Origin of the sequence: Pseudomonas sp. SIMBA_067, from assembly GCF_046534675.1 — a bacterium.
Classification (GTDB): Bacteria; Pseudomonadota; Gammaproteobacteria; order Pseudomonadales; family Pseudomonadaceae; genus Aquipseudomonas; species Aquipseudomonas putida.
The window spans coordinates 107,824-132,998 of the sequence record NZ_JAWRYH010000004.1 but is presented as its reverse complement, the minus strand read 5'-3'; the positions used below and the strand labels follow the sequence as shown (position 1 = coordinate 132,998).

Annotated in this window: 20 protein-coding genes and 1 pseudogene; 18 read left to right on the top strand and 3 right to left on the bottom strand. The window is 62.4% G+C overall.

What is annotated here, in order from left to right; translation table 11 throughout:
- Positions 1-406 precede the first annotated feature (406 nt).
- From aceA to nuoN, 16 genes and pseudogenes are all read left to right on the top strand, one after another.
- Entirely contained in the window at positions 407-1,732 is a 1,326-nt protein-coding gene (gene aceA, locus SB765_RS11115) for an isocitrate lyase (protein ID WP_012273289.1), read from the top strand.
- 240 nt (positions 1,733-1,972) lie between these two features.
- Positions 1,973-3,244 carry a delta-60 repeat domain-containing protein gene (locus SB765_RS11110; RefSeq protein WP_410910026.1) on the top strand — a complete coding sequence of 424 codons (1,272 nt, stop codon included), beginning with the start codon at positions 1,973-1,975 and terminating at the stop codon, positions 3,242-3,244.
- Positions 3,245-3,585: 341 nt separating this feature from the next.
- Positions 3,586-3,843, top strand: a pseudogene (locus tag SB765_RS11105) (lysoplasmalogenase family protein); the annotation flags it as partial.
- 382 nt (positions 3,844-4,225) lie between these two features.
- Entirely contained in the window at positions 4,226-4,639 is a 414-nt protein-coding gene (locus SB765_RS11100; protein ID WP_003251427.1) for an NADH-quinone oxidoreductase subunit A, read from the top strand.
- 10 nt (positions 4,640-4,649) lie between these two features.
- Complete coding sequence (locus tag SB765_RS11095) at positions 4,650-5,327, top strand: NuoB/complex I 20 kDa subunit family protein (RefSeq protein WP_012313769.1); 678 nt, start codon at positions 4,650-4,652, stop codon at positions 5,325-5,327.
- A 79-nt stretch (positions 5,328-5,406) separates the two neighbouring features.
- Positions 5,407-7,188: an NADH-quinone oxidoreductase subunit C/D gene (nuoC, locus tag SB765_RS11090; RefSeq protein WP_019470487.1), complete on the top strand. Its 1,782-nt coding sequence runs from the start codon at positions 5,407-5,409 to the stop codon at positions 7,186-7,188.
- Positions 7,189-7,190: 2 nt separating this feature from the next.
- On the top strand, positions 7,191-7,688 hold the full coding sequence (gene nuoE, locus SB765_RS11085) for an NADH-quinone oxidoreductase subunit NuoE (RefSeq protein WP_012273294.1): 498 nt from the start codon (positions 7,191-7,193) through the stop codon (positions 7,686-7,688).
- Positions 7,685-9,064, top strand: coding sequence for an NADH-quinone oxidoreductase subunit NuoF (gene nuoF, locus SB765_RS11080; protein WP_341796304.1), 1,380 nt, complete (start codon positions 7,685-7,687; stop codon positions 9,062-9,064). The genes nuoE and nuoF overlap by 4 nt, the downstream gene beginning before the upstream one ends.
- 133 nt (positions 9,065-9,197) lie before the next feature.
- The gene (gene nuoG, locus SB765_RS11075; protein ID WP_049276690.1) at positions 9,198-11,912 is read left to right on the top strand and encodes an NADH-quinone oxidoreductase subunit NuoG; all 2,715 of its coding nucleotides are present in this window, start codon (positions 9,198-9,200) and stop codon (positions 11,910-11,912) included.
- On the top strand, positions 11,909-12,916 hold the full coding sequence (nuoH, locus tag SB765_RS11070) for an NADH-quinone oxidoreductase subunit NuoH (protein ID WP_012273297.1): 1,008 nt from the start codon (positions 11,909-11,911) through the stop codon (positions 12,914-12,916). The genes nuoG and nuoH overlap by 4 nt, the downstream gene beginning before the upstream one ends.
- Before the next feature lie 11 nt (positions 12,917-12,927).
- Positions 12,928-13,476, top strand: a complete 549-nt coding sequence (gene nuoI / locus SB765_RS11065; protein WP_003251442.1) for an NADH-quinone oxidoreductase subunit NuoI — start codon at positions 12,928-12,930, stop codon at positions 13,474-13,476.
- Positions 13,477-13,486: 10 nt separating this feature from the next.
- Entirely contained in the window at positions 13,487-13,987 is a 501-nt protein-coding gene (gene nuoJ, locus SB765_RS11060; protein ID WP_410931317.1) for an NADH-quinone oxidoreductase subunit J, read from the top strand.
- Positions 13,988-13,990: 3 nt separating this feature from the next.
- Positions 13,991-14,299 (top strand): NADH-quinone oxidoreductase subunit NuoK, encoded by a 309-nt coding sequence (nuoK, locus tag SB765_RS11055; protein WP_003251446.1) that lies wholly within the window; start codon positions 13,991-13,993, stop codon positions 14,297-14,299.
- Positions 14,296-16,149, top strand: a complete 1,854-nt coding sequence (nuoL, locus tag SB765_RS11050) for an NADH-quinone oxidoreductase subunit L (protein WP_016498749.1) — start codon at positions 14,296-14,298, stop codon at positions 16,147-16,149. The genes nuoK and nuoL overlap by 4 nt, the downstream gene beginning before the upstream one ends.
- A 40-nt stretch (positions 16,150-16,189) precedes the next feature.
- On the top strand, positions 16,190-17,722 hold the full coding sequence (gene nuoM / locus SB765_RS11045) for an NADH-quinone oxidoreductase subunit M (RefSeq protein ID WP_258653377.1): 1,533 nt from the start codon (positions 16,190-16,192) through the stop codon (positions 17,720-17,722).
- 7 nt (positions 17,723-17,729) lie between these two features.
- On the top strand, positions 17,730-19,199 hold the full coding sequence (nuoN, locus tag SB765_RS11040; RefSeq protein WP_019470482.1) for an NADH-quinone oxidoreductase subunit NuoN: 1,470 nt from the start codon (positions 17,730-17,732) through the stop codon (positions 19,197-19,199).
- Between the two features lie 81 nt (positions 19,200-19,280).
- On the opposite strand, the gene SB765_RS11035 is transcribed toward nuoN, so the two are convergent.
- A complete protein-coding gene (locus SB765_RS11035; RefSeq protein ID WP_410910024.1) occupies positions 19,281-19,568 on the bottom strand; it encodes a hypothetical protein in 288 nt (95 codons plus the stop codon).
- Positions 19,569-19,788: 220 nt separating this feature from the next.
- On the opposite strand from SB765_RS11035, the gene SB765_RS11030 reads away from it, so the two are divergent.
- The gene (locus SB765_RS11030; RefSeq protein ID WP_410910023.1) at positions 19,789-21,861 is read left to right on the top strand and encodes a TonB-dependent receptor family protein; all 2,073 of its coding nucleotides are present in this window, start codon (positions 19,789-19,791) and stop codon (positions 21,859-21,861) included.
- A gap of 123 nt (positions 21,862-21,984) precedes the next feature.
- Here the strand turns inward: SB765_RS11030 and chrR are convergent, their stop codons facing one another.
- On the bottom strand, positions 21,985-22,545 hold the full coding sequence (gene chrR / locus SB765_RS11025; RefSeq protein WP_174370026.1) for a class I chromate reductase ChrR: 561 nt from the start codon (positions 22,543-22,545) through the stop codon (positions 21,985-21,987).
- 157 nt (positions 22,546-22,702) lie between these two features.
- Here chrR and SB765_RS11020 point away from each other — a divergent pair, with 157 nt between their 5' ends.
- On the top strand, positions 22,703-22,921 hold the full coding sequence (locus SB765_RS11020; RefSeq protein ID WP_016488235.1) for a hypothetical protein: 219 nt from the start codon (positions 22,703-22,705) through the stop codon (positions 22,919-22,921).
- On the opposite strand, the gene SB765_RS11015 is transcribed toward SB765_RS11020, so the two are convergent.
- A complete protein-coding gene (locus SB765_RS11015) occupies positions 22,905-25,154 on the bottom strand; it encodes an Orn/Lys/Arg decarboxylase N-terminal domain-containing protein (protein WP_410931414.1) in 2,250 nt (749 codons plus the stop codon). The two genes, SB765_RS11020 and SB765_RS11015, sit on opposite strands and share 17 nt — an antisense overlap.
- Positions 25,155-25,175 lie beyond the last annotated feature (21 nt).

Here is a 25,175-nt window from a genome sequence, read left to right as displayed (position 1 = left end):
ACTACAAAACATTTGACAGGGTCTTTTTCCCAAGGGCATGATGGCCTCGCTCCCGCTAATCAGGGGCCCTGGCAAGGGCCTTCGAGGCGTGCTCCTCCCACCCCTGGAGGCGCCTCGTGTCTATACGGCCCACAAGGCGGTTCGACGGGATTGCGACTGCAACGAAGAAGTTGTCCCGAGGGACGGAAGCGCATCACCGCAGTACTGGCAATCGCGTAGCACCGCAGCAAGGCAACCACGAGCCGACCTGCCGGAGCACACCTTCGCCTGGCCTGCCCACCCTTCCCCCTTCGAGCCTTCGCGTTCGCCGCCGCACTCCTGCGAACAGGACAGCCGCCAAGCGCCCTGATCTGCACCCGAGCATCAGCACAATTAACCCAAGATCGATGCGACGAGGTTTATTTCCATGGCACTGACACGCGAACAGCAAATTGCAGCCCTCGAGAAAGACTGGGCCGAGAACCCGCGCTGGAAAGGCGTGACCCGTACCTACACCGCCGCTGATGTCGTTCGCCTGCGTGGCTCCCTTCAGCCAGAGCACACCCTGGCCCGCCAAGGTGCAGAAAAACTGTGGAAGCTGGTCACCCAAGGTGCCCACCCGTCCTTCCGCCCAGAAAAAGATTTCGTCAACTGCATGGGCGCCCTGACCGGCGGCCAGGCAGTACAGCAGGTAAAGGCTGGCATCCAGGCCATCTACCTGTCCGGCTGGCAGGTTGCCGCCGACAACAACTCGGCCGAGTCCATGTACCCTGACCAGTCGCTGTACCCGGTTGACTCGGTACCGACCGTGGTCAAGCGCATCAACAACTCGTTCCGCCGCGCCGACCAGATCCAGTGGAAAGCCGGCAAGAACCCGGGCGACGAAGGCTACATCGACTACTTCGCGCCGATCGTGGCAGACGCCGAAGCCGGTTTCGGTGGCGTATTGAACGCCTACGAGCTGATGAAGAACATGATCGAAGCAGGCGCCGCTGGCGTGCACTTCGAAGACCAGCTGGCGTCGGTTAAAAAATGCGGCCACATGGGCGGCAAGGTGCTGGTACCAACCCAGGAAGCCGTACAGAAGCTTGTGGCCGCGCGCCTGGCAGCTGACGTGTCGGGCGTACCGACCATCATCCTGGCCCGTACCGACGCCAACGCCGCCGACCTGCTGACCAGCGACTGCGACCCGTACGATCAGCCGTTCGTGATTGGCGAGCGTACCCGTGAAGGCTTCTACAAGGTCCGCGCCGGCCTCGACCAGGCCATCTCCCGCGGCCTGGCCTACGCGCCATATGCCGACCTGATCTGGTGCGAAACCGCCAAGCCGGACCTGGACGAAGCCCGTCGCTTCGCCGAAGCGATCAAGAAGGAGTATCCGGACCAGATCCTGTCGTACAACTGCTCGCCTTCCTTCAACTGGAAGAAGAACCTGGACGACGCCACCATCGCCAAGTTCCAGCGCGAGCTGTCGGCCATGGGCTACAAGCACCAGTTCATCACCCTGGCGGGCATCCACAACATGTGGCACGGCATGTTCAACCTGGCGCATGATTACGCCCGCAACGACATGACCGCCTACGTGAAGCTGCAAGAGCAGGAATTCGCTGACGCTAGCAAAGGCTACACCTTCGTGGCGCACCAGCAGGAAGTGGGTACTGGTTACTTCGACGACATGACCACCGTGATCCAGGGTGGCGCATCGTCGGTCACTGCCCTGACCGGTTCGACCGAGGAAGAGCAGTTCCACTGATAGTGGGTTGCGATTGAACAAAAGCCCGGGGCTTGAGAAAGCTCCGGGCTTTTGTTTTGCCAATGCCTGTCGATACAAGCCATAGCGAAATCCATGATCAGGGCCATGCTTTCTCCGCAAAGACCACGGAAAACAGCCAGGGCTAATGGGTTCCTCTCATGCAGAACCTAGTATTATTGCCAGTTTTTCAGCCCCACACCTTCTGAGAGGCTAGCGACTCCCCCAAACAGGAGTCGCATCATGCCAACCATCCTCAACGCTGGCGAGCTGGACCCAGCGTATGCGTCGCAAGGCCGTTTTTCGCACCCAAAGTACGACCATCTCGGCCCGATCGCGATAATCGAATCAACTCAAAAAACACTTATTTCCTCGGCGCCCCGAAACGCGACAGCCCTCAAGCTGCTATGCCTTGAGCCTGGCGGTACGCTTGACCCCGAATTCGGTTCGCAAGGTGTCACAACGATCGAATATGAAGGTGCCCTGCGGGTCTTGCTGTCTGAGATCATTACGGATGAAGCTGGGCGAATATTTGTGGTAGGCGACTACAACGACGCCCCGAATTCATATCACCCCATCGTCGTTCGCTTGCACGCCAATGGAAAGCCCGACACCAGTTTTGGCGAGGACGGGAAGCCCTATCGGATTTATCCTTCGGTCAGCTCCACAACCAAGGCCTGGCCGACCGATTTGGCATCGCCCAGCAAGTACAGCAGTTCGTCTTCCCACGACAACGACGGCGCGGGCATACGGAACGGAGTGCTCTACTTCCGCTCGCGCGACCACGTTGTTGCAATCACGCTGAAGGGGGACCTGGCTACCGACTTCAATGGCACAGGCTACTGGCGCGCTGCGCACGGCAACGACCCAGTACTGCTGGGGGCACTGGCACTGAATGAACATGGTATTTATGCGGCGTACGCGCCCTTACCTACTGAAGACTTCAAGAACCACGTCATCGTGACCCGCCTCGATGAGCACGCCAAGATCGACAGGACATTTGCCGACGGTGGTTATCTGCACCTGCATACGCCAGGCCACACGCTGCTTCCTGCGCTGCTCAAGCAGTCAACCTCCAATCATCACTTCGTGCTGGCGTGCCGCACCGACATCAACACTTACGATGAGGGTACCGCGCTCATGTCGTTTAACAGCGACGGCACGCTGAACAACGGTTTCAATGAAGGGAGACCCGTCATTGTCGAAAAGCCCCCATCGGTAATGGCCTCCGCGTCAGATCTGTCCTTTGACGCCAGATCCGGCAACGCCGAGAAAATTTACCTGACCGTGCTTTATGAAAATGCAGAATCAGAGGGCCATTTTGTCACTCTGCGCTTCAACAGCGACGGCAAACCTGACCATGATTATGGCGCCAGTGGCTGGGCCTTCGTCGGAGAGCGCGGGATGGCCTCATGGATCCGCTGCCAACGCAATGGTCAACCGCTTGTCGCCTGCAATCTCAAGCTTGCGACAGATACCAAAAACGGCCTCTACGTGGTACGCCTCGGCGCCTGAAACAAAAGCGGGGCCGATCGGCGACAAGGAAGAACAGTTCCACTGCTAGTGGGTTGCTGTTGAACAAAGGCCCGGTGCTTGTGAAAGCACTGGGCCCTTGTTTTTTTGGGGGGGCTACCCATTGCCCAGGGCGACATGATGCCTGTCGTAAGGTTTGCGATGTCGCGCGAGCGGCGCTCTCCCGCAGGCGCCGCATACCTGTCACCAAACCTATGCCCCCCTACAATCCAAAGGCATGACCAGCAAAACCCAGGATCAGGTCTATGCTTGAGGCAGCGCAGCAGCAAGGACCTCTGCCAAGCGGCCTGATGATTCTCGCCCTGGCTGCCGCCGCTCTCTATATATACGCCCCGGCCATCAACACCACGCTCTGGCGCGCCTTGGCCTGCAGCGGTTTGGCGGTGTTCGGTGCCGGCCGGCTCGTGAGCTCAGACAGCCTGATCGGCATCGACCGCTTCGTCAGCCCGTTCGCCGCCGCGCCGTACCTGATCATCCTCACCTACTGGCTCGGCCAGTGGGCGATTGCTTCATCAGCCCGTCACCGCTCAACCGATAAAGTATTGACCCAGAGCGGTGCGCGCAGTGTCGGAAGCTGCTAGAACAGGAGTCTTTCGCATTTGCAAGTAGGGGGGAATCGCCGGAGGAACTTTACAAGGCGCAGAACAGCCAAATTACATAGCATCAGGTCAAATGATATTAATTATCATTACGCAACTTGGAATTCGTTACCAGTCGCAAGAAACATAATTAACAAAACCGCACGCAATGCCCGAATTTCAAGGCTTTCAGCCATTTACGAGTGCCTTTTGTTCTTAATCCTACGAATAAATTTGCGACAGAAATTTTACTTGCACCGGCTTTACCCATAAAATCAGCGCGATTGATTCAGCTGCGACATTTGGTCACTGCACCTGCGACACCACGTCGCCGCTTTACTTATTTCAGACTGCAGAGCTGGGTCTCTGTATAAGGATCTCTAGCATGTCCGATTCGGCAGGACTCATCGCCCACAACTGGGGCTTTGCCATCTTCCTCCTGGGTGTCGTCGGCCTGTGCGCCTTCATGCTCGGCCTGTCCAGCCTGCTCGGTAGCAAGGCCTGGGGCCGCGCCAAGAACGAACCCTTCGAATCCGGCATGCTGCCCGTCGGCAGCGCCCGCCTGCGCCTGTCCGCCAAATTCTATCTGGTCGCGATGCTGTTCGTGATCTTCGATATCGAAGCCCTCTTTCTCTTTGCATGGTCTGTGTCCGTCCGCGAAAGCGGCTGGACCGGGTTCGTCGAAGCGCTCGTTTTCATAGCAATTCTGTTGGCAGGTCTTGTCTACCTATGGCGCGTCGGTGCTCTTGATTGGGCTCCCGAAGGTCGCCGCAAGCGGCAAGCGAAGCTGAAACAATGAGGCTTTGGCAATGCAATACAATCTCACCAGAATCGATCCGGATGCGCCTAACGAGCAGTACCCGGTAGGTGAACGGGAAACCGTCACCGATCAGCTGCTAGAGGACCAGGTCCACAAGAACATCTACATGGGGAAACTCGAAGATGTGCTGCGTGGCGCGGTCAACTGGGGTCGCAAGAACTCCCTCTGGCCGTACAACTTCGGCCTGTCCTGCTGCTACGTGGAAATGACCACGGCCTTCACGGCACCCCACGACATCGCCCGCTTCGGCGCCGAAGTCATCCGGGCGTCGCCGCGTCAGGCCGACTTCATGGTCATCGCCGGTACCTGCTTCATCAAGATGGCGCCGATCATCCAGCGCCTCTACGAGCAGATGCTCGAGCCGAAATGGGTCATCTCCATGGGTTCGTGCGCCAACTCCGGTGGCATGTACGACATCTACTCGGTCGTTCAGGGGGTCGACAAGTTCCTCCCCGTGGACGTCTATGTGCCTGGCTGCCCGCCACGCCCTGAGGCTTTCCTGCAAGGCTTGATGCTGCTGCAGGAGTCGATCGGCCAAGAACGACGCCCGCTCTCCTGGGTTGTTGGTGATCAAGGTATTTACCGTGCCGAGATGCCAGCCCAGAAAGACCTGCGTCGTGAGCAGCGCATTGCAGTAACCAACCTGCGCAGCCCCGACGAAGTCTGATCCAGCGACCTGCCGCCCGCTCCCCCTGGAGCCGGCGGCCTGGCTTCATTCTTAACGTTGACCCAAAGCGACCGAGACCATGACAGCGGACAACGCTATTTATATTCCGCCCTACAAGGCTGACGACCAGGATGTGGTCGTCGAACTGAACAACCGTTTTGGCGCCGAGGCATTCGTCGCCCAGGAAACCCGCACCGGCATGCCCGTGCTGTGGGTCAAGCGCGCCCAGCTCAAAGAGGTGCTCAGCTTCCTGCGCGGTGTCGCCAAGCCTTACAGCATGCTGTACGACCTGCACGGCGTCGACGAACGCCTGCGCACCCAGCGCCGTGGCCTGCCGGCCGCCGACTTCAGCGTGTTCTACCACCTGCTGTCGATCGAGCGTAACAGCGACGTGATGATCAAGGTATCGCTGAGCGAAGGCGACCTGAACCTGCCGACCGTGACCGGTATCTGGCCAAACGCCAACTGGTACGAGCGCGAAGTGTGGGACATGTTCGGCATCGACTTTGCCGGCCACCCACACCTCAGCCGCATCATGATGCCGCCCACCTGGGAAGGCCACCCGCTGCGCAAGGACTACCCGGCCCGTGCCACCGAGTTCGACCCCTACAGCCTGACCCTGGCCAAGCAACAGCTTGAAGAAGAGTCGGCGCGCTTCAACCCTGAAGCCTGGGGCATGAAGCGTCAGGGCGCCAACGAGGACTACATGTTCCTCAACCTCGGCCCCAACCACCCTTCGGCGCACGGTGCGTTCCGTATCGTCCTGCAGCTGGACGGTGAAGAGATCGTCGACTGCGTACCGGACATCGGCTACCACCACCGTGGCGCCGAGAAAATGGCCGAGCGCCAGTCCTGGCACAGCTTCATCCCCTACACCGACCGTATCGACTACCTCGGCGGGGTGATGAACAACCTGCCGTACGTACTGGCGGTGGAAAAGCTGGCAGGCATCAAGGTGCCGCAGAAGGTCGACGTGATTCGCGTGATGCTGGCCGAGTTCTTCCGCATCACCAGCCACCTGCTGTTCCTGGGTACCTACATCCAGGACGTGGGCGCCATGACCCCGGTGTTCTTCACCTTCACCGACCGCCAGCGCGCCTACACCGTGATCGAAGCGATCACCGGTTTCCGCCTGCACCCGGCCTGGTACCGCATCGGTGGCGTCGCCCACGACCTGCCGCGCGGCTGGGAGAAACTGGTCAAGGACTTCGTCGACTGGCTGCCAAAGCGCCTGGACGAGTACACCAAGGCTGCCCTGCAGAACAGCATCCTCAAGGGCCGTACCATTGGCGTTGCCGCGTACAACACCAAGGAAGCCCTGGAATGGGGCACCACCGGAGCCGGCCTGCGCTCCACCGGTTGCGATTTCGACCTTCGCAAAGCCCGCCCCTACTCCGGCTACGAGAACTTCGAATTCGAAGTACCGCTGGCCCACAACGGCGATGCCTATGATCGCTGCATGGTCCGTGTCGAGGAGATGCGCCAGAGTATCCGCATCATCGACCAGTGCCTGCGCAACATGCCGGAAGGCCCGTACAAGGCGGATCACCCGCTGACCACGCCGCCACCGAAAGAGCGCACCCTGCAGCACATCGAGACCCTCATCACGCACTTCCTGCAAGTCTCGTGGGGCCCGGTCATGCCGGCCAACGAGTCGTTCCAGATGATCGAGGCGACCAAGGGCATCAACAGTTACTACCTGACGAGCGATGGCGGCACCATGAGCTACCGCACCCGGATCCGTACCCCGAGCTACCCGCACCTGCAGCAGATCCCTTCGGTGATCAAAGGCAGCATGGTTGCCGACCTCATTGCGTACCTGGGCAGTATCGACTTCGTTATGGCTGACGTGGACCGCTAAGCATGAACAGCACGCTTATCCAGACAGACCGTTTCGCCCTGAGCGAAACAGAGCGCTCGGCCATCGAGCACGAGATGCATCACTACGAGGACCCGCGCGCGGCGTCCATCGAAGCCTTGAAGATCGTCCAGAAGGAACGTGGCTGGGTGCCGGACGGCGCCATCCACGCCATCGGCGAGGTGCTGGGCATCCCGGCCAGCGACGTCGAGGGTGTAGCCACCTTCTACAGCCAGATCTTCCGCCAGCCGGTCGGCCGCCACATCATCCGCGTGTGCGACAGCATGGTCTGCTACATCGGCGGCCATGAATCGGTCGTCAGCCAGATCCAGAGCGAGCTGGGTATCGGCCTCGGCCAGACCACCGCCGACGGCCGCTTCACCCTGCTGCCGGTGTGCTGCCTTGGCAACTGCGACAAGGCCCCGGCGCTGATGATCGACGACGACACCTTTGGCGACGTGCAGCCCGCTGGCGTCACCAAACTGCTGGAGGGTTACGTATGACCATTACTTCCTTCGGCCCGGCCAACCGCATTGCGCGTTCGGCCGAAACCCACCCGCTGACCTGGCGCCTGCGTGACGACGGCGAGCCTGTGTGGCTTGCCGAGTATCAGGCCAAGAACGGTTACGCCGCTGCCCGCAAGGCGTTGGGCGAGATGTCGCAGGACGACATCGTGCAGACCGTCAAGGACTCCGGCCTCAAGGGCCGTGGCGGCGCAGGCTTCCCCACTGGCGTGAAGTGGGGCCTGATGCCCAAAGACGAATCCATGAACATCCGCTACCTGCTGTGCAACGCGGACGAAATGGAGCCGAACACCTGGAAGGACCGCATGCTGATGGAGCAACAGCCCCATCTGCTGGTCGAGGGCATGCTGATCAGCGCCCGCGCCCTGAAGGCCTACCGTGGCTACATCTTCCTGCGTGGCGAATACACCACTGCTGCGAAAAACCTCAACCGCGCCATCGATGAAGCCAAGGCCGCCGGCCTGCTGGGCAAGAACATCCTGGGCTCCGGTTTCGATTTCGAGCTGTTCGTGCACACCGGTGCCGGCCGCTACATCTGCGGTGAAGAAACCGCACTGATCAACTCGCTGGAAGGCCGTCGCGCCAACCCGCGCTCCAAGCCGCCCTTCCCTGCCGCCGTGGGCGTATGGGGCAAGCCGACTTGCGTGAACAACGTCGAAACCCTGTGCAACGTGCCGGCCATCGTCGCCAACGGCAACGACTGGTACAAGTCGCTGGCCCGCGAAGGCAGCGAAGACCACGGCACCAAGCTGATGGGCTTCTCTGGCAAGGTGAAGAACCCGGGCCTGTGGGAGCTGCCGTTCGGCGTCACCGCCCGCGAGCTGTTCGAAGACTACGCCGGTGGCATGCGCGACGGCTTCAAGCTCAAGTGCTGGCAGCCAGGCGGCGCCGGTACCGGCTTCCTGCTGCCCGAGCACCTCGACGCGCAAATGTACGCCGGCGGCATCGCCAAGGTCGGCACCCGTATGGGTACTGGCCTGGCCATGGCGGTAGACGACAGCGTCAACATGGTCTCGCTGCTGCGCAACATGGAAGAGTTCTTCGCCCGCGAGTCGTGCGGCTGGTGCACGCCATGCCGTGACGGCCTGCCGTGGAGCGTGAAGATGCTGCGCGCACTGGAAAACGGCCAAGGCCGTGCCGAAGACATCGAGACGCTTCTGGGCCTGGTCAACTTCCTCGGCCCAGGCCGTACCTTCTGTGCTCACGCACCGGGTGCCGTCGAGCCGCTGGGCAGTGCCATCAAATACTTCCGGTCCGAGTTCGAGGCCGGTGTCGCCCCAGCATCCGCTGGTGACACCCTGCGCCCAAACCTGGCCAAGCCAATCCAGGCCGGGCCGATCGTGGTCGGCGCATAGCAAGATGATTAGGCGGGTGGTCCGTGCCACTCGCCAGCTTGCCGACAGGCCCGATTCATTCGCGGCGTGTCGCAAGCCCACCGATTTCCATTAGCCACGCCCGCTCACGCGGGCCAACGAAGAACTTTGAACAATGGCCACTATCCACGTAGACGGCAAAGCGCTCGAAGTCAACGGTGCAGACAACCTGTTACAGGCGTGTCTGTCGCTAGGCCTCGACATCCCTTATTTCTGCTGGCACCCGGCGCTTGGTAGCGTTGGCGCCTGCCGGCAGTGCGCGGTCAAGCAGTACACCGACGAGAACGACACCCGTGGTCGTATCGTCATGTCCTGCATGACCCCTGCTTCCGACGGCACCTGGATTTCCATCGAAGATGACGAGTCCAAGGCGTTTCGCGCCAGCGTCGTCGAATGGCTGATGACCAACCACCCGCACGACTGCCCGGTGTGCGAGGAAGGCGGTCACTGCCACCTGCAAGACATGACGGTAATGACCGGCCACAACGAGCGCCGCTACCGTTTCACCAAGCGTACCCACCAGAACCAGGACCTCGGCCCGTTCATCGCCCATGAGATGAACCGCTGCATCGCCTGCTACCGCTGCGTGCGCTACTACAAGGACTACGCCGGCGGTACCGACCTGGGCGTCTACGGCGCTCACGACAACGTGTACTTCGGCCGCGTCGAAGACGGCGTGCTGGAGAGCGAATTCTCCGGCAACCTGACCGAGGTCTGCCCGACCGGTGTTTTCACCGACAAGACCCACTCCGAGCGTTACAACCGCAAGTGGGACATGCAGTTCGCCCCAAGCATCTGCCACGGCTGCTCCAGCGGCTGCAACATCAGCCCCGGCGAGCGCTATGGCGAACTGCGCCGGATCGAAAACCGCTTCAACGGCTCGGTCAACCAGTACTTCCTGTGCGACCGTGGCCGCTTCGGTTACGGCTACGTCAACCGCAAGGATCGCCCACGCCAGCCACACCTGGCCGACGGCACCAAGCTGGGCCTGGACGCCGCCCTGGACAAGGCCGCCGACCTGCTGCGCGGCCGCACCATCGTCGGTATCGGCTCGCCACGCGCCAGCCTCGAAAGCAACTACGGCCTGCGTGAGCTGGTCGGCGCCGAGTACTTCTACTCCGGCATGGAAGCAGGCGAACTGGCCCGCGTGCGCCTGGCCCTGAACGTGCTGAACAACAGCCCGCTGCCGGTGCCAACGCTGCGCGACATCGAAGACCACGACGCCGTGTTCGTGCTGGGTGAAGACCTGACCCAGACCGCTGCCCGCGTCGCCCTGGCTGTACGCCAGGCCACCAAAGGCAAGGCCGAGGCCATGGCCGAAGCGATGAAAGTGCAGCCGTGGCTCGACGCCGCGGTGAAGAACATCGGCCAGCACGCGCTGTACCCGCTGTTCATCGCCTCCCTGGCTGAAACCAAGCTGGACGACGTCGCCGAAGAATGCGTGCACGCCGCCCCGGCCGACCTGGCCCGCATCGGTTTCGCCGTGGCCCATGCCATCGACCCGAGCGCACCTGCCGTTGCCGGCCTGGACGACGAAGCCAAGGCCCTGGCCCAGCGCATCGCCGACGCTTTGGTCGCTGCCAAGCGCCCACTGGTCGTTGCCGGTACTTCCCTGGCTGACCCGGCGCTGATCGAAGCCGCCGCCAACATCGCCAAGGCCCTCAAGCTGCGCGAGAAGAACGGCTCGCTGAGCCTGGTGGTGCCTGAGGCCAACAGCATCGGCCTGGCCATGCTCGGTGGAGAGTCCATCGATGCCGCGCTGGACGCGGTCATCAGCGGCAAAGCCGACGCCATCGTTGTACTGGAAAACGACCTGTACGCCCGCGTACCGGCCGCCAAGGTCGACGCTGCCCTGGCTGCAGCCAAGGTGGTGATCGTTGCCGACCACTCCAAAACCGCCACTGTCGACCGTGCCCACCTGGTACTGCCAGCGGCCTCGTTCGCCGAAGGCGACGGTACCCTGGTCAGCCAGGAAGGCCGCGCCCAGCGCTTCTTCCAGGTGTTCGACCCGCAATACCTGGACAGCAGCATCCAGATTCACGAGGGCTGGCGCTGGATGCACGCCCTGCGTGCCACCCTGCTGAACAAGCCGGTCGACTGGACCCAGCTGGACCACGTTACCAGCGCCTGTGCCGAAGCCGCCCCGCAACTGGCCGGCATCGTCAACGCCGCGCCAAGCGCCGCGTTCCGCATCAAGGGCATGAAGCTGGCCCGCGAGCCGCTGCGTTATTCCGGCCGTACTGCCATGCGCGCCAACATCAGCGTGCACGAACCGCGCACCCCGCAAGACAAGGACACCGCGTTCGCCTTCTCGATGGAAGGCTACTCGGGCTCCGCCGAACCGCGCCAGCAGGTGCCGTTCGCCTGGTCGCCGGGCTGGAACTCGCCGCAAGCCTGGAACAAGTTCCAGGACGAGGTCGGTGGCCACCTGCGTGCCGGTGACCCGGGCGTGCGCCTGATCGAGCCGCAAGGCGACCGCCTGAGCTGGTTCAGCGCCATTCCGGGTGCCTTCAACCCGGCCCGTGGCACCTGGACTGCCGTGCCGTTCTTCCACCTGTTCGGCAGCGAGGAAAGCTCGTCGCGCGCCGCCCCGGTGCAACAGCGCATCCCGGCTGCCTACGTGGCCCTGGCCAAGTCCGAAGCCGACCGCCTGGGTGTCAACGACGGTGCTCTGCTGAGCCTGAACGTTGCCGGTGTGGCCCTGCGCCTGCCGCTGCGCATCAATGAAGAACTGGGCGCTGGCCTGGTCGCGTTGCCGAAAGGCCTGGCCGGCATCCCGCCTGCCATCTTCGGTGCATCCGTCGAAGGTCTGCAGGAGGCAGCACAATGAGCTGGTTCACCCCCGAAGTGATCGACGTGATCATCCAGGTCGTCAAGGCTATCGTGGTGCTGCTGGCCGTGGTGGTCTGCGGCGCCCTGCTCAGCTTCGTCGAGCGCCGCTTGCTGGGCTGGTGGCAGGACCGCTACGGCCCGAACCGCGTTGGCCCGTTCGGCATGTTCCAGATCGCTGCCGACATGCTGAAGATGTTCTTCAAGGAAGACTGGAACCCGCCCTTCGTCGACAAGATGATCTTCACCCTGGCGCCGGTCGTGGCCATGAGCGCCCTGCTGATCGGCTTCTCGATCATCCCGATCACACCGGGCTGGGGCGTTGCCGACCTGAACATCGGCCTGCTGTTCTTCTTCGCCATGGCCGGCCTGTCGGTCTACGCGGTGCTGTTCGCCGGCTGGTCGTCGAACAACAAGTACGCCCTGCTGGGCAGCTTGCGTGCTTCGGCACAGACCGTATCGTACGAAGTGTTCCTGGGCCTGGCGCTGATGGGCGTGGTGGTGCAGGTAGGCTCGTTCAACATGCGCGACATCGTCGAGTACCAGGCGCAGAACCTGTGGTTCATCATTCCGCAGTTCTTCGGCTTCTGCACCTTCTTCATCGCTGGCGTCGCCGTGACTCACCGTCACCCGTTCGACCAGCCGGAAGCAGAACAGGAGCTGGCCGACGGCTACCACATCGAGTATGCCGGCATGAAATGGGGCATGTTCTTCGTCGGTGAGTACATCGGCATCATCCTCATCTCGGCGCTGCTGGTAACCCTGTTCTTCGGTGGCTGGCACGGCCCGTTCGGCATCCTGCCGCAAGTGCCGTTCCTGTGGTTCGCCCTGAAGACCGCGTTCTTCATCATGCTGTTCATCCTGCTGCGCGCCTCGATCCCGCGCCCGCGCTATGACCAGGTGATGGACTTCAGCTGGAAGTTCTGCCTGCCGCTGACCCTGATCAATTTGCTGGTGACCGCTGCGATCGTGCTCTACAACACGCCAGCCGTCGCGGCCCAGTGAGGATTTGACCCATGTTCAAGTATATCGGCGACATCGTTAAGGGCACCGGCACTCAGCTGCGCAGCCTGGCAATGGTGTTCTCCCACGGGTTCCGCAAGCGCGACACCCTGCAGTACCCCGAAGAACCCGTGTACCTGCCGCCGCGCTACCGCGGCCGCATCGTCCTCACCCGCGACCCCGATGGCGAGGAGCGCTGCGTAGCGTGCAACCTCTGCGCGGTGGCCTGCCCGGTTGGCTGCATCTCGCTGCAGAAGGCCGAGACCGAGGATGGTCGCTGGTACCCGGAATTCTTCCGCATCAACTTCTCGCGTTGCATTTTCTGCGGCCTGTGTGAAGAAGCGTGCCCGACCACCGCGATCCAGCTGACTCCGGATTTCGAAATGGCCGAGTTCAAGCGTCAGGACCTGGTGTACGAGAAAGAAGATCTGCTGATCTCCGGCCCCGGCAAGAACCCTGACTACAACTTCTACCGTGTTGCGGGTATGGCAATCGCTGGCAAGCCGAAAGGCTCTGCGCAGAACGAAGCCGAACCGATCAACGTGAAGAGCTTGCTCCCATAAGGACAGAAAGATGGAATTCGCTTTCTACTTCGCATCCGGGATTGCCGTGGTCTCCACCCTTCGGGTGGTGACCGGCACAAACCCCGTGCACGCCTTGCTTTACCTGATCATTTCGCTGATTTCCGTGGCCATGATCTTCTTCTCCCTGGGTGCGCCGTTCGCCGGCGCCCTGGAAGTGATCGCCTACGCCGGCGCCATCATGGTGCTGTTCGTGTTCGTGGTGATGATGCTCAACCTGGGCCCGGCTTCGGTCGCCCAGGAGCGCGGCTGGCTCAAGCCCGGCATCTGGGCAGGGCCGGTGATCCTCGGCACCCTGCTGCTGCTGGAACTGCTGTACGTGCTGTTCGTCGCCACGAGCGGCGCTGGCATCAGCGGCACCACCGTGGGCCCGAAAGAAGTGGGCATCAGCCTGTTCGGGCCGTACCTGCTGGTGGTCGAACTGGCCTCGATGCTGCTGCTGGCTGCAGCCGTCACCGCCTTCCACCTGGGCCGCAACGAGGCGAAGGAGTAAATCATGGGTGCTATCCCTCTCGAGCATGGCCTGGCGGTCGCCGGTATCCTGTTCTGCTTAGGTCTGGTTGGCCTGATGGTCCGCCGCAACATCCTCTTCGTGCTCATGAGCCTGGAAGTCATGATGAACGCCTCTGCCCTGGCGTTCGTCGTCGCCGGGGCCCGTTGGGTCCAGCCCGACGGCCAGGTGATGTTCATTCTGGTGATCAGCCTGGCAGCCGCCGAGGCCAGTATTGGCCTGGCCATCCTGCTGCAGCTGTATCGCCGCTTCCACACTCTCGACATCGATGCTGCCAGTGAGATGCGCGGATGAACCTTCTCTTCCTGACTTTCGTCTTCCCCCTCGTAGGCTTCCTGCTGCTGTCGTTCTCGCGCGGGCGGTTCTCGGAGAACCTGTCCGCCCTGATCGGCGTCGGCTCGGTGGGCCTGTCGGCGGCTACCGCCGCCTATGTCATCTGGCAGTTCAATGTCGCGCCACCTGAAGGCGGCGCGTACAGCCAACTGCTGTGGCAGTGGATGTCGGTGGACGGCTTTGCGCCGAACTTCACCCTGTACCTGGACGGCCTGTCGGTCACCATGCTCGGCGTGGTTACCGGTGTCGGCTTCCTGATCCACCTGTTCGCGTCCTGGTACATGCGTGGCGAAGCCGGCTACTCGCGCTTCTTCTCGTACACCAACCTGTTCATCGCCAGCATGTTGTTCCTGATCCTCGGCGATAACCTGCTGTTCATCTACTTCGGCTGGGAAGGTGTAGGCCTGTGCTCGTACCTGCTGATCGGTTTCTACTACAGCAACCGCAACAACGGTAACGCGGCACTCAAGGCGTTCATCGTCACCCGCATCGGCGACGTGTTCCTGGCCATCGGCCTGTTCATCCTGTTTGCCCAGCTAGGTACCCTGAACGTGCAGGAACTGCTGGTGCTGGCACCGCAGAAATTCCAGGCTGGCGACACCTGGATGGTGCTGGCAACGCTGATGCTGCTGGGCGGTGCGGTCGGTAAATCGGCCCAGCTGCCACTGCAGACCTGGCTGGCCGACGCGATGGCTGGCCCGACCCCGGTTTCGGCACTGATCCACGCGGCAACCATGGTGACCGCGGGCGTGTACCTGATCGCCCGTACCAACGGCCTGTTCCTGCTGGCGCCGGACATCCTGCACCTTGTAGGTGTGGTCGGTGGCGTGACCCTGGTACTGGCCGGCTTCGCCGCGCTGGTACAGACCGACATCAAGCGTATCCTCGCCTACTCGACCATGAGCCAGATCGGCTACATGTTCCTGGCCCTGGGCGTTGGCGCCTGGGATGCGGCGATCTTCCACCTGATGACCCACGCCTTCTTCAAGGCCCTGCTGTTCCTTGCCTCCGGTGCAGTGATCGTTGCCTGCCACCACGAGCAGAACATCTTCAAGATGGGCGGCCTGTGGAAGAAACTGCCACTGGCCTACGCCAGCTTCGTGGTCGGTGGTGCTGCCCTGGCCGCCCTGCCGATCGTGACCGTGGGTTTCTACTCCAAGGACGAAATCCTCTGGGAAGCCTTCGCCAGCGGCAACACCGGCCTGCTGTACGCCGGCCTGGTCGGTGCGTTCATGACCTCGCTGTACACCTTCCGCCTGATCTTCATCGCCTTCCACGGCGAAGCCAAGACCGAAGCTCACGCGGGCCACGGCATCAGCCACTGGCTGCCGCTGGGCGTGCTGATCGTCTTGTCGACCTTCGTGGGTGCCTGGATCACCCCACCGCTGGCAGGCGTGCTGCCTGAAAGTGCCGGCCACGCCGGTGGCGAAGCCAAGCACGCGCTGGAGATCACCTCGGGTGCCATCGCCATCGCCGGTATCCTGCTGTCGGCCCTGCTGTTCCTGGGCAAGCGCAGCTTCGTCAGCGCCGTCGCCAACAGCGGCATCGGTCGCGCCCTGTCGGCCTGGTGGTTCGCCGCGTGGGGCTTCGACTGGATCTACGACAAGCTTTTCGTCAAACCGTACCTGCTGATCTGCCACATCCTGCGCAAGGACCCGGTAGACCGCAGCATCGGCCTGATTCCGCGGATGGCGCGTGGCGGTCATGTCGCCATGAGCAAGACCGAGACTGGCCAACTGCGCTGGTACACCGCCTCTATCGCCGTGGGTGCCGTGCTGGTGCTCGGTGCCGTGCTAGTAGCTGCGGTATGACAATGAATCTTGCGACTTTGCCAAAGGAAACCAACCCGTCATGATTTTGCCTTGGCTGATCCTGATCCCCTTCATCGGCGGCTTCCTGTGCTGGCTGGGTGAGCGCTTCGGCGCCACCTTGCCGCGCTGGATCGCGCTGCTGACCATGTCCCTGCTGCTCGGCATCGGCCTGTGGCTGTGGGCTAACGGCGACTACACCCTCGCCCCCGCTCCAGGCGCCGAGCCTGCCTGGGCCCTGGAATACAAACTCCAGTGGATCCAGCGCTTCGGCATCAGCATCCACCTGGCCCTCGACGGCCTGTCGCTGCTGATGATCCTGCTCACCGGCCTGCTCGGTGTGCTGTCGGTACTGTGCTCCTGGAAAGAGATCCAGCGCCACGTCGGCTTCTTCCACCTCAACCTGATGTGGATCCTCGGCGGCGTGGTCGGTGTGTTCCTGGCCCTGGACCTGTTCCTGTTCTTCTTCTTCTGGGAAATGATGCTGGTGCCGATGTACTTCCTCATCGCGCTCTGGGGTCACAGCTCGGCAGACGGCAAGAAGACCCGGATCTACGCGGCGACCAAGTTCTTCATCTTCACCCAGGCCAGCGGCCTGATCATGCTGGTGGCGATCCTTGGCCTGGTGCTGGTCAACTACAACACCACCGGCGTGCTCACCTTCAACTACAGCGACCTGCTCAAGGCCGAGCTGCCAGCCGGTGTCGAATACGTGCTGATGCTGGGCTTCTTCATTGCCTTTGCGGTGAAGCTGCCGGTGGTACCGTTCCACTCCTGGCTGCCTGATGCGCACGCTCAGGCACCGACCGCAGGCTCCGTCGACCTGGCCGGTATCTTGCTGAAGACCGCGGCCTACGGCCTGCTGCGCTTCGCCTTGCCGCTGTTCCCGAACGCGTCGGCCGAGTTCGCGCCGATCGCCATGACCCTGGGCCTGATCGGTATTTTCTACGGTGCCTTCCTGGCCTTTGCGCAAACCGACATCAAGCGCCTGATCGCCTTCTCCAGCGTCTCGCACATGGGCTTCGTGCTGATCGGTATCTACTCCGGCAGCCAGCAGGCCCTGCAAGGTGCGGTGATACAGATGCTGGCTCACGGCCTGTCGGCTGCGGCACTGTTCATCCTGTCCGGCCAGCTGTACGAGCGCCTGCACACCCGTGACATGCGTCAGATGGGCGGCCTGTGGCACCGCATCGCCTACCTGCCGGCGATCAGCCTGTTCTTCGCCGCAGCATCGCTGGGGCTGCCGGGTACCGGCAACTTCGTCGGCGAGTTCCTGATCCTGATCGGCAGCTTCGCGCACGTACCATGGATCACCGTGATCGCCACCACCGGCCTGGTATTCGGCTCGGTCTACTCGCTGATCATGATCCACCGCGCCTACTTCGGCCCGGCCAAGGCCGATACCGTACTGGCCGGCATGGACGGTCGCGAACTGATCATGGTGCTGGGCCTGGCGGTACTGCTGATCCTGCTGGGCGTGTACCCGCAGCCGTTCCTCGACACCTCTGCCGCCACCATGAGTGGTGTGCAGCAGTGGCTCGGTTCCGCTTTCACTCAACTCGCTTCGGCCCGGTAAGAGCGCTATGGAATTCACCACTCAACACTTCATCGCATTGGCGCCGATGCTGATCACCACCATCACCACGGTGGTGGTGATGCTGGCGATCGCCTGGAAGCGCAATCACTCGCAGACCTTCCTGCTGTCCACCGTGGGCCTGAACCTGGCCCTGCTGTCGATCCTGCCGGCGCTGAAGGTCGCGCCGCTGGCGGTTACCCCGCTGATCACCATCGACAAGTTCGCCTGCCTGTACATGGCGATCATCCTGGTGGCGACGCTGGCGTGCGTCACATTGGCCCACGCCTACCTCGGCGAAGGCTCCAAGGGCTTCCCGGGCAACCGTGAAGAACTGTACCTGCTGCTGCTGATGTCGGCCCTCGGTGGCCTGGTGCTGGTCAGCGCCAACCACCTGGCCGGCCTGTTCATCGGCCTGGAGCTGCTGTCGGTACCGGTCTACGGCCTGGTGGCGTACGCCTTCTTCAACAAGCGATCACTGGAAGCCGGCATCAAGTACATGGTGCTGTCGGCCGCAGGCTCCGCTTTCCTGCTGTTCGGCATGGCCCTGCTGTACGCAGATGCCGGTAGCCTGAGCTTCGACCAGATTGGCAAAGCCCTGGCAACCACCAGCATGCCAAGCCTGGTGGCCCAGCTGGGCCTGGGCATGATGCTGGTCGGCCTGGCCTTCAAGCTGTCGCTGGTACCGTTCCACCTGTGGACCCCGGACGTATACGAAGGCGCCCCGGCGCCGGTCGCCGCGTTCCTGGCAACCGCCAGCAAAGTGGCAGTATTCGCCGTTGTCGTGCGCCTGTTCATGCTCTCCCCTGCTGCCAGCAGCGGCGCGCTGAGCACCGTGCTGGCGGTGATTGCCGTGGCCTCGATCCTGATTGGCAACCTGCTGGCGCTGACCCAGAGCAACCTCAAGCGCCTGCTGGGTTACTCGTCCATCGCCCACTTCGGCTACCTGGTCATTGCCCTGGTTGCCAGCAAAGGCCTGGCCCTGGAAGCCATGGGCGTGTACCTGGTCACCTATGTGATCACCAGCCTGGGCGCCTTCGGTGTCATCACCCTGATGTCCTCGCCTTACGGCGGCCGTGACGCCGATGCACTGTACGAGTACCGCGGCCTGTTCTGGCGCCGCCCGTACCTGACCGCGGTACTGACCGTGATGATGCTGTCGCTGGCGGGTATCCCGCTGACCGCTGGCTTCATCGGCAAGTTCTACATCATCGCCACTGGCGTCGAGTCGCACCTGTGGTGGCTGGTCGGTGCGCTGGTGATCGGTAGCGCCATCGGCGTGTACTACTACCTGCGCGTCATGGTCACCCTGTACCTGGTCGAGCCTAATCTGCGTCGCCACGACGCCCCACTGAAGTGGGAACAGCGCACCGGTGGCGTCATGCTGCTGGCCATCGCCATTCTTGCCTTCGTACTCGGCGTCTACCCGCAACCGCTGCTGGAACTGGTCCAGCAAGCCGGCCTGCAACTGATCGGCTGATCACCCCGGCCACACAAAACACCCCGCCTATGCGGGGTGTTTTTTTATCTGCGCAGTTTTTTCACTGCCCCCAATGACGCCTCACTCAACCGGGCTGGCCTGGCCTGCCCCAGGCAGGGCGGCCTTGCGCAAATCACCATTGGCCGAAGGCAGGTACACTTCCGGATTGGGCATCCCGCCGGGGGACAGTTCGTGAGTCATTTCGAATTCGGCGCGTACTGACCAGCCGCATGCCTCAGTGGTGCCCACCCGTGGCCAGAACGGGTCATGGCTGTCGGCACACCACAACAGCACTTGCCGTTCACGTGGCGTCAGGCGAACCGGGGCGCGCGCCGGGGGTTGCTGTGGGTGTAGTGCGTTGTCAGTCATGCTGGTACTCCACGGGTGATTGAGCGAGGCATCGCTGCCGGTCTGCAACCACCTTACGAAGCCCATGCCGCCTCTCTCCACCGGTGCGGCTTGTAAAGAACTTTCGTACAAAAGCGTCTGACGAAAGCAGTGCAAGATTTGCTGAGTTTCTTCGTGCTCCAAGCGGCATTTCGCTCGTCTCAACGCCGTTGTCCATTCGTCTTTCGCCTGGAGTCGTACAATGCGTTCCGTTTATTCCCCATCGTCCTGCCTTGGCCTGCTGGCTGCCTTTGTTGCCGCCCAGCCCGCCCTGGCAGCATCCTCGGTCGAATTGGGCCAGGTGCTGATCACCGATGAGGAGCAGAACGACCTGACAGCTGCCAGCGAACGCCTGCGGGAGGTGCCAGGCGCCAGCAACCTGGTGGACATGCAAAGCGTGGGGCAAGGCCGAGTGGCCAGCAACCAGGACGTGCTGGCCTACCAGCCCGGCGTATTCGCCCAATCGGCGGGCAACGATGGCATCAAACTGTCGATCCGCGGCTCGGGCATCAACCGCGCGCCGGGGGCCCATGGCTCCGGGGTGTACACGATGTTCGACGGCCTGCCACTGACTGGCCCGGGCGGTACACCCTACGAGTTGTTCGAGCCGCTATGGCTGAGCCGTGCCGAAGTGCTGCGGGGCGCCAATGGTTTCGACCAGGGTGCCCTGGCGCTGGGCGGCGCGATCAACTACGTCACCCACACCGGCTACGACGCCGCGCCGCTGCAAGTGCGCTACGAGGTCGGCAGCCGCGGTTACCAGCACCGGCACATCAGCTCGGGGCAAGTGCTGGGCAACCTCGACTACTACATGGCCCTGACCGACTCGGAATATGACGGGTATCAGGCGCACAGCAGCGGCAGTGCCAAGGGCATTGCTGCCAATGTCGGCTACCGCTTCAACCCGAACCTGGAAACCCGCTTCTACCTGCGCTACCGCGAGACCGAAAACGAACTGGCCGGGCGCCTGACCAAAGACCAGATCAAGCACCACCCGCGCGCTGCCAACCCGGCCTATCTGGCCCGCGACGACAGCCGCCCGCAACCAGGCAGCACCTGGGTGGGCAACAAGACCACCTTCTACCTCGACGACGATGCGCGCCTGGAAGCCGGCCTGGTCTATCACGATTACCCGATGGACCTGCGTGAAGGCCCGATGCGCCTGAAGGTGGCCTATACCGATGTCAGCGGCACGCTGAACTATTTCCGCCGCGACACGCTGCTTGGTCACGAAAGCAAGACCACCATCGGCTGGCGCACCACCAAGCACCTGCCCAACAGTGGCGCTTCACAATTTACCCGCGATGGCGATGTATTCGGCGCGCGCACCCGTGACTTCACCTACCAGGGCTCGGACACCGTGCTGCATGTCGGCAACGACCTGGAACTGGTCCCGGACCTGTGGCTGACCACGGGTCTTGCGATGATCTACACCCGCCGCGAAAGTGCCGTGACCTACCCGGCCGAAGGTGGCAAGGTGAGCATGCATGACTGGGACTACGCACCGCGCCTGGGGCTGCGCTACGACATCCGCCCGGACTTGCAGGTGTACGGCAACCTCAGCCGCTCGGTAGAACCGCCACACCCGTGGTCGCTGATCTGGAGCGCGCCCAGCACAGGCGGCAAACAGATCCAGCCGATCGAGATGCAGAACCAGACTGCCACTACCCTGGAGCTGGGCGCGCGTGGCGACTCGGCGCTCGGCCGCTGGGACCTTGCCTGGTACTACTCGCAAGTGCGCCACGAACTGCTGGCCGTGGAGGTGGTGCCTAACTTCACCTCGGAGTTCAACGCCAGCGCTACCGTGCACCAGGGCGTGGAGGCCGGCCTCGACAGCACCCTGTGGGAAAGCGCCGGCACCGGCAAGCTGAGCTTGCGCCAGGCCTATACCTTCAGCGACTTCCACTACCGTGATGACGACAAGTTTGGCGACAACCGCCTGCCCGGCATCCCCATGCACTACTACCAGGCCGAACTGCGCTATGACTGGCCGAGTGGCTTCTATGCCGGGATCAACACGCAAATGGCGTCGAAGGTGCAGGTGGACTATGCCAACAGCTACCACGCCGATGAATATGCCTTGCTCGGCGCGCGCCTGGGCTGGAATTCACCCAAACACGACTGGCAGACCTGGCTGGACCTGCGCAACCTGACCAACAAGCGCTATGCGGCCACGGTGACACCCACCTACAACGATGCCGGCAAGGACAACGCCCGCTCTACGCCGGGCGAAGGGCTTGGCGTTTATGCCGGCGTTTCCTACAGCTTCCGCTAGAACATGCAGTGCACTGTTTCTGTAGGAGCAGCCTTGTGCTGCGAAGAGGCCGGTACAGATCACGCATCAGTATGGTCTGTGCCGGCCTCTTCGCAGCACAAGGCTGCTCCTGCAAAGACCGCGTCAAACCGCCCGGTTCAACTTCACCCACGAAGCAAACTTGTCGACAAACGCCTGCAAGAACGGCCGGGTCTTGTCGTTGAGCTTGCCCGAGTCCTCGAACAGGCTTGCGGCACCGCCAATGTAGGCTTCGGGCATCTGCATGCACGGCATGTCCAGAAACACCAGCGACTGGCGCACGGCATGGTTGGCGCCAAAGCCGCCAATGGCCCCGGGCGATACACTCACCACCGCCGTCGGTTTGCCGCTCCAGGCACTTTGCCCGTACGGCCGCGAGCCCACATCGATGGCATTTTTCAGGCAGCCCGGCACTGATCGGTTATATTCTGGCGTGACGAACAATACCGCATCACTGCGACGGATCTCCTCGCGAAACCGCTTCCACGCCTCCGGCGGCGCTTCGGCCTCGACGTCCTCGTTGTACAACGGCAAATCGCCAATTTCGACGATCTTCAGGGCAAGGCTGGACGGCGCCAGCTCCGAAAGTGCGCGGGCGACCTTGCGGTTGTACGACTCCTTGCGCAAGCTACCCACGACAACCGCTACCGAATACACCTGGCTCATGGCAATTTCCAACCTTTGCTGGGTAAAGAGACGTTGTAGTTATAGATGACCGTTCCTCGGCGCTTTGGTTTTTTTTCCGCAGGGTGAAAACTTCCGAGGCTGTTCCACGGTCTATGCCTTCAGACATTTTCTACGTAATTCAGAGGTTTCCACCCAAATGGCAGCAGTAATGGTCGGCCAATTCCACGCCCGTGACGCCGAAGGCCGTATCTACCCCGTGCACGAGTTCCAGGAATCCACCCTGCAACTTGACGGCAGCACGCTGGGCGCCCCCATCACCACCTACCGCCTGGCCATCGGCGACAAGGTCAACCACCTCGGTGAAAACCGTTTCGAACTGGCGCGCAGCGGCGTCGAGATCATTCGCATTCCGTGATGCAGTCCACGGTGTAACGGCCGCTCTCGTTCTGCAGGCCATGCACATCGGCGACAAAACCGGGGAAGCCCTGGTTGAATGCCCGGGCAAAGGCCAGGTAATCGAGTATCGAGCGGGTCGCCTCGGTGAACCGCTCGCCCGGCATGATCAATGGAATACCAGGCGGATACGGCACCAGCATCACCGCAGCCACACGCCCCAGCAGCGCCTCGATCGGCACCGCCTCCACCTCGCCACGCACCATCTGGTCATAGGCCCGGGCCGGGCTCACAGCCACCTCCGGCAAGCGCGTGAACAGCCGCTTCAGTTGCTTGGCCGTGGCATTGGCGCGGTAGCAGTCATGCAATTGCTCACACAAGTCGCGCAGCCCCATCCTCTGGTAGCGTGATGCATCGGCTGCCACCACACTCGGCAGGCAATTGCTCAGGGCTGTATTGCCATCATAGTGGCGCTTGAACTCCAGCAATTCCGTAAGCAAAGTGCTCCACTTGCCTTTGGTAATGCCCATGGAGAACAGCACCAGGAAGCTGTACAGGCCGGTTTTCTCCACCACCAGCCCCCGCTCCCAGAGAAACTTGCTGACCACCGCCGCCGGGATGCCATGCTCGCCCAGCACACCCCCCGCGCTCAGGCCCGGCATCACCAAGGTCACCTTGAGCGGGTCGAGCAGCACATAGTCGTCCACAACCTCGCCAAAGCCATGCCACTCCGCCCCCGGTTGCAGCAACCAGTCCTGCGCGGCCAGGCGCTGGGTACCTTCGGTGCTCGGTGGCTGCCAGATACTGAACCACCAGTCATCCGCAGCAATGTGCTCGCGCAGGTTGGCCAGGGCACGACGAAAACTCAGCGCCTCGTCGAACATCTCTTGCAGCAGCGAATGCCCGGCCGGCCCTTCCATCATGGTCGAGGCCACGTCCAGCGAGGCGAGAATGCTGTACTGTGGCGAGGTCGAGATATGCATCATGAACGCTTCGTTGAATCGGTCACGGTCCAGCTGACGCCTGGCCCCGTCCTGCACATGGATCATCGAGGCCTGGCTGAATGCGGCCAGCAGTTTGTGGGTGGAGTGGGTACTGAACACCAGAGGGCTGTCTGCCGTGCAGGCAGTGCCCATGGCATAGCGCCCGGTGAAGAAGTCATGAAACGCCGCATAGGCGAACCAGGCCTCGTCGAAATGCAGCACCTCGACACTGGCACCCAGGCTCTGCTTGATCATCCCGGCGTGGTAGCACAGGCCGTCATAGGTGGAGTTGGTCACTACCGCCAGCTTGATGCGCTGCCCACGATCGCGGGCAAGGGGGTTGGCCAGTATCTTCGCCGCGATTGCCTCGGGGCTGAATTCGCTGAGCGGGATCGGGCCGATGATGCCCAGTTCGTTGCGCTCCGGGCACAGGTACAGCGGAATGGCGCCGGTCATGATGATCGCGTGCACTACCGACTTGTGGCAGTTGCGGTCCACCAGCACCAGGTCGTCGCGGCCGACCATGGCGTGCCAGACGATCTTGTTGGCGGTGGAAGTACCGTTGATGACGAAGAAGGTGTGGTCAGCGCCGAAGTTGCGCGCCGCCCTGGCTTCGGCTTCTGCCAGCGGCCCGGTGTGGTCGAGCAGCGAGCCGAGTTCCGGCACGGAAACAGACAGGTCCGAGCGGAGGGTATTTTCCCCGAAGAACTGGTGAAAAGCCTGGCCCACGGGGCTTTTATGGTAGGCCACGCCGCCGCCATGGCCAGGGGTGTGCCAGGAATAGTTGGATTGCGCAGTGTGCTGCACCAGGGCCTTGAAGAACGGCGGCAGCAGGCCGTCGAGGTAGGTGTGTGCGGCGCGCGCCACCTGGCGGGCGAGAAACGGCACGGTATCCTCGAACAGGTAGAGGATTCCTCGAAGCTGGTTAAGCTCGCTCATGGCCTCGGCCGGGGCGTTTTCCAGGGTTACCTGCTCGCCCAGGGCGAAAATCGGCAGGCTGGGTGCGCGCAGGCGGGCCAGGCGGATCAGCTCGGCCATGTTCTGCAGCAGGTGGGTGTTCTCGCCAACGCCTTCGGCAGCGACCAGCATGCAGGCCAGGCCGTGGTGGGTGGCGGCAACCAGGCGGGCTTCGGCATGGTCGGCGGCGGCGAGAATGGCGAAGCCATCCTGGCGCAGCTCCTCGGCGATGCCCCGCACGCGCTCGCCGGCAACGCTGTCCGCCTTGATGGCGCGGTGGACGATGAGGATCGGGAACTTGAGGTCCTTGTACATCAGGTGGCTACCTCCGAAGGA

Bases quoted from the DNA above. Each gene is read 5' to 3' on its own strand.
- SB765_RS11095 (WP_012313769.1), top strand. From the start codon at position 4,650: ATGCAATACAATCTCACCAGAATCGATCCGGATGCGCCTAACGAGCAG.
- aceA (WP_012273289.1), top strand. From the start codon at position 407: ATGGCACTGACACGCGAACAGCAAATTGCAGCCCTCGAGAAAGACTGG.
- SB765_RS11035 (WP_410910024.1), bottom strand. From the start codon at position 19,568: ATGACTGACAACGCACTACACCCACAGCAACCCCCGGCGCGCGCCCCG.
- nuoM (WP_258653377.1), top strand. From the start codon at position 16,190: ATGATTTTGCCTTGGCTGATCCTGATCCCCTTCATCGGCGGCTTCCTG.
- SB765_RS11100 (WP_003251427.1), top strand. From the start codon at position 4,226: ATGTCCGATTCGGCAGGACTCATCGCCCACAACTGGGGCTTTGCCATC.
- nuoK (WP_003251446.1), top strand. From the start codon at position 13,991: ATGGGTGCTATCCCTCTCGAGCATGGCCTGGCGGTCGCCGGTATCCTG.
- nuoG (WP_049276690.1), top strand. From the start codon at position 9,198: ATGGCCACTATCCACGTAGACGGCAAAGCGCTCGAAGTCAACGGTGCA.
- SB765_RS11015 (WP_410931414.1), bottom strand. From the start codon at position 25,154: ATGTACAAGGACCTCAAGTTCCCGATCCTCATCGTCCACCGCGCCATC.
- nuoF (WP_341796304.1), top strand. From the start codon at position 7,685: ATGACCATTACTTCCTTCGGCCCGGCCAACCGCATTGCGCGTTCGGCC.
- SB765_RS11020 (WP_016488235.1), top strand. From the start codon at position 22,703: ATGGCAGCAGTAATGGTCGGCCAATTCCACGCCCGTGACGCCGAAGGC.
- nuoE (WP_012273294.1), top strand. From the start codon at position 7,191: ATGAACAGCACGCTTATCCAGACAGACCGTTTCGCCCTGAGCGAAACA.
- chrR (WP_174370026.1), bottom strand. From the start codon at position 22,545: ATGAGCCAGGTGTATTCGGTAGCGGTTGTCGTGGGTAGCTTGCGCAAG.
- nuoC (WP_019470487.1), top strand. From the start codon at position 5,407: ATGACAGCGGACAACGCTATTTATATTCCGCCCTACAAGGCTGACGAC.
- nuoN (WP_019470482.1), top strand. From the start codon at position 17,730: ATGGAATTCACCACTCAACACTTCATCGCATTGGCGCCGATGCTGATC.
- SB765_RS11030 (WP_410910023.1), top strand. From the start codon at position 19,789: ATGCGTTCCGTTTATTCCCCATCGTCCTGCCTTGGCCTGCTGGCTGCC.
- nuoJ (WP_410931317.1), top strand. From the start codon at position 13,487: ATGGAATTCGCTTTCTACTTCGCATCCGGGATTGCCGTGGTCTCCACC.
- nuoI (WP_003251442.1), top strand. From the start codon at position 12,928: ATGTTCAAGTATATCGGCGACATCGTTAAGGGCACCGGCACTCAGCTG.
- nuoL (WP_016498749.1), top strand. From the start codon at position 14,296: ATGAACCTTCTCTTCCTGACTTTCGTCTTCCCCCTCGTAGGCTTCCTG.
- SB765_RS11110 (WP_410910026.1), top strand. From the start codon at position 1,973: ATGCCAACCATCCTCAACGCTGGCGAGCTGGACCCAGCGTATGCGTCG.
- nuoH (WP_012273297.1), top strand. From the start codon at position 11,909: ATGAGCTGGTTCACCCCCGAAGTGATCGACGTGATCATCCAGGTCGTC.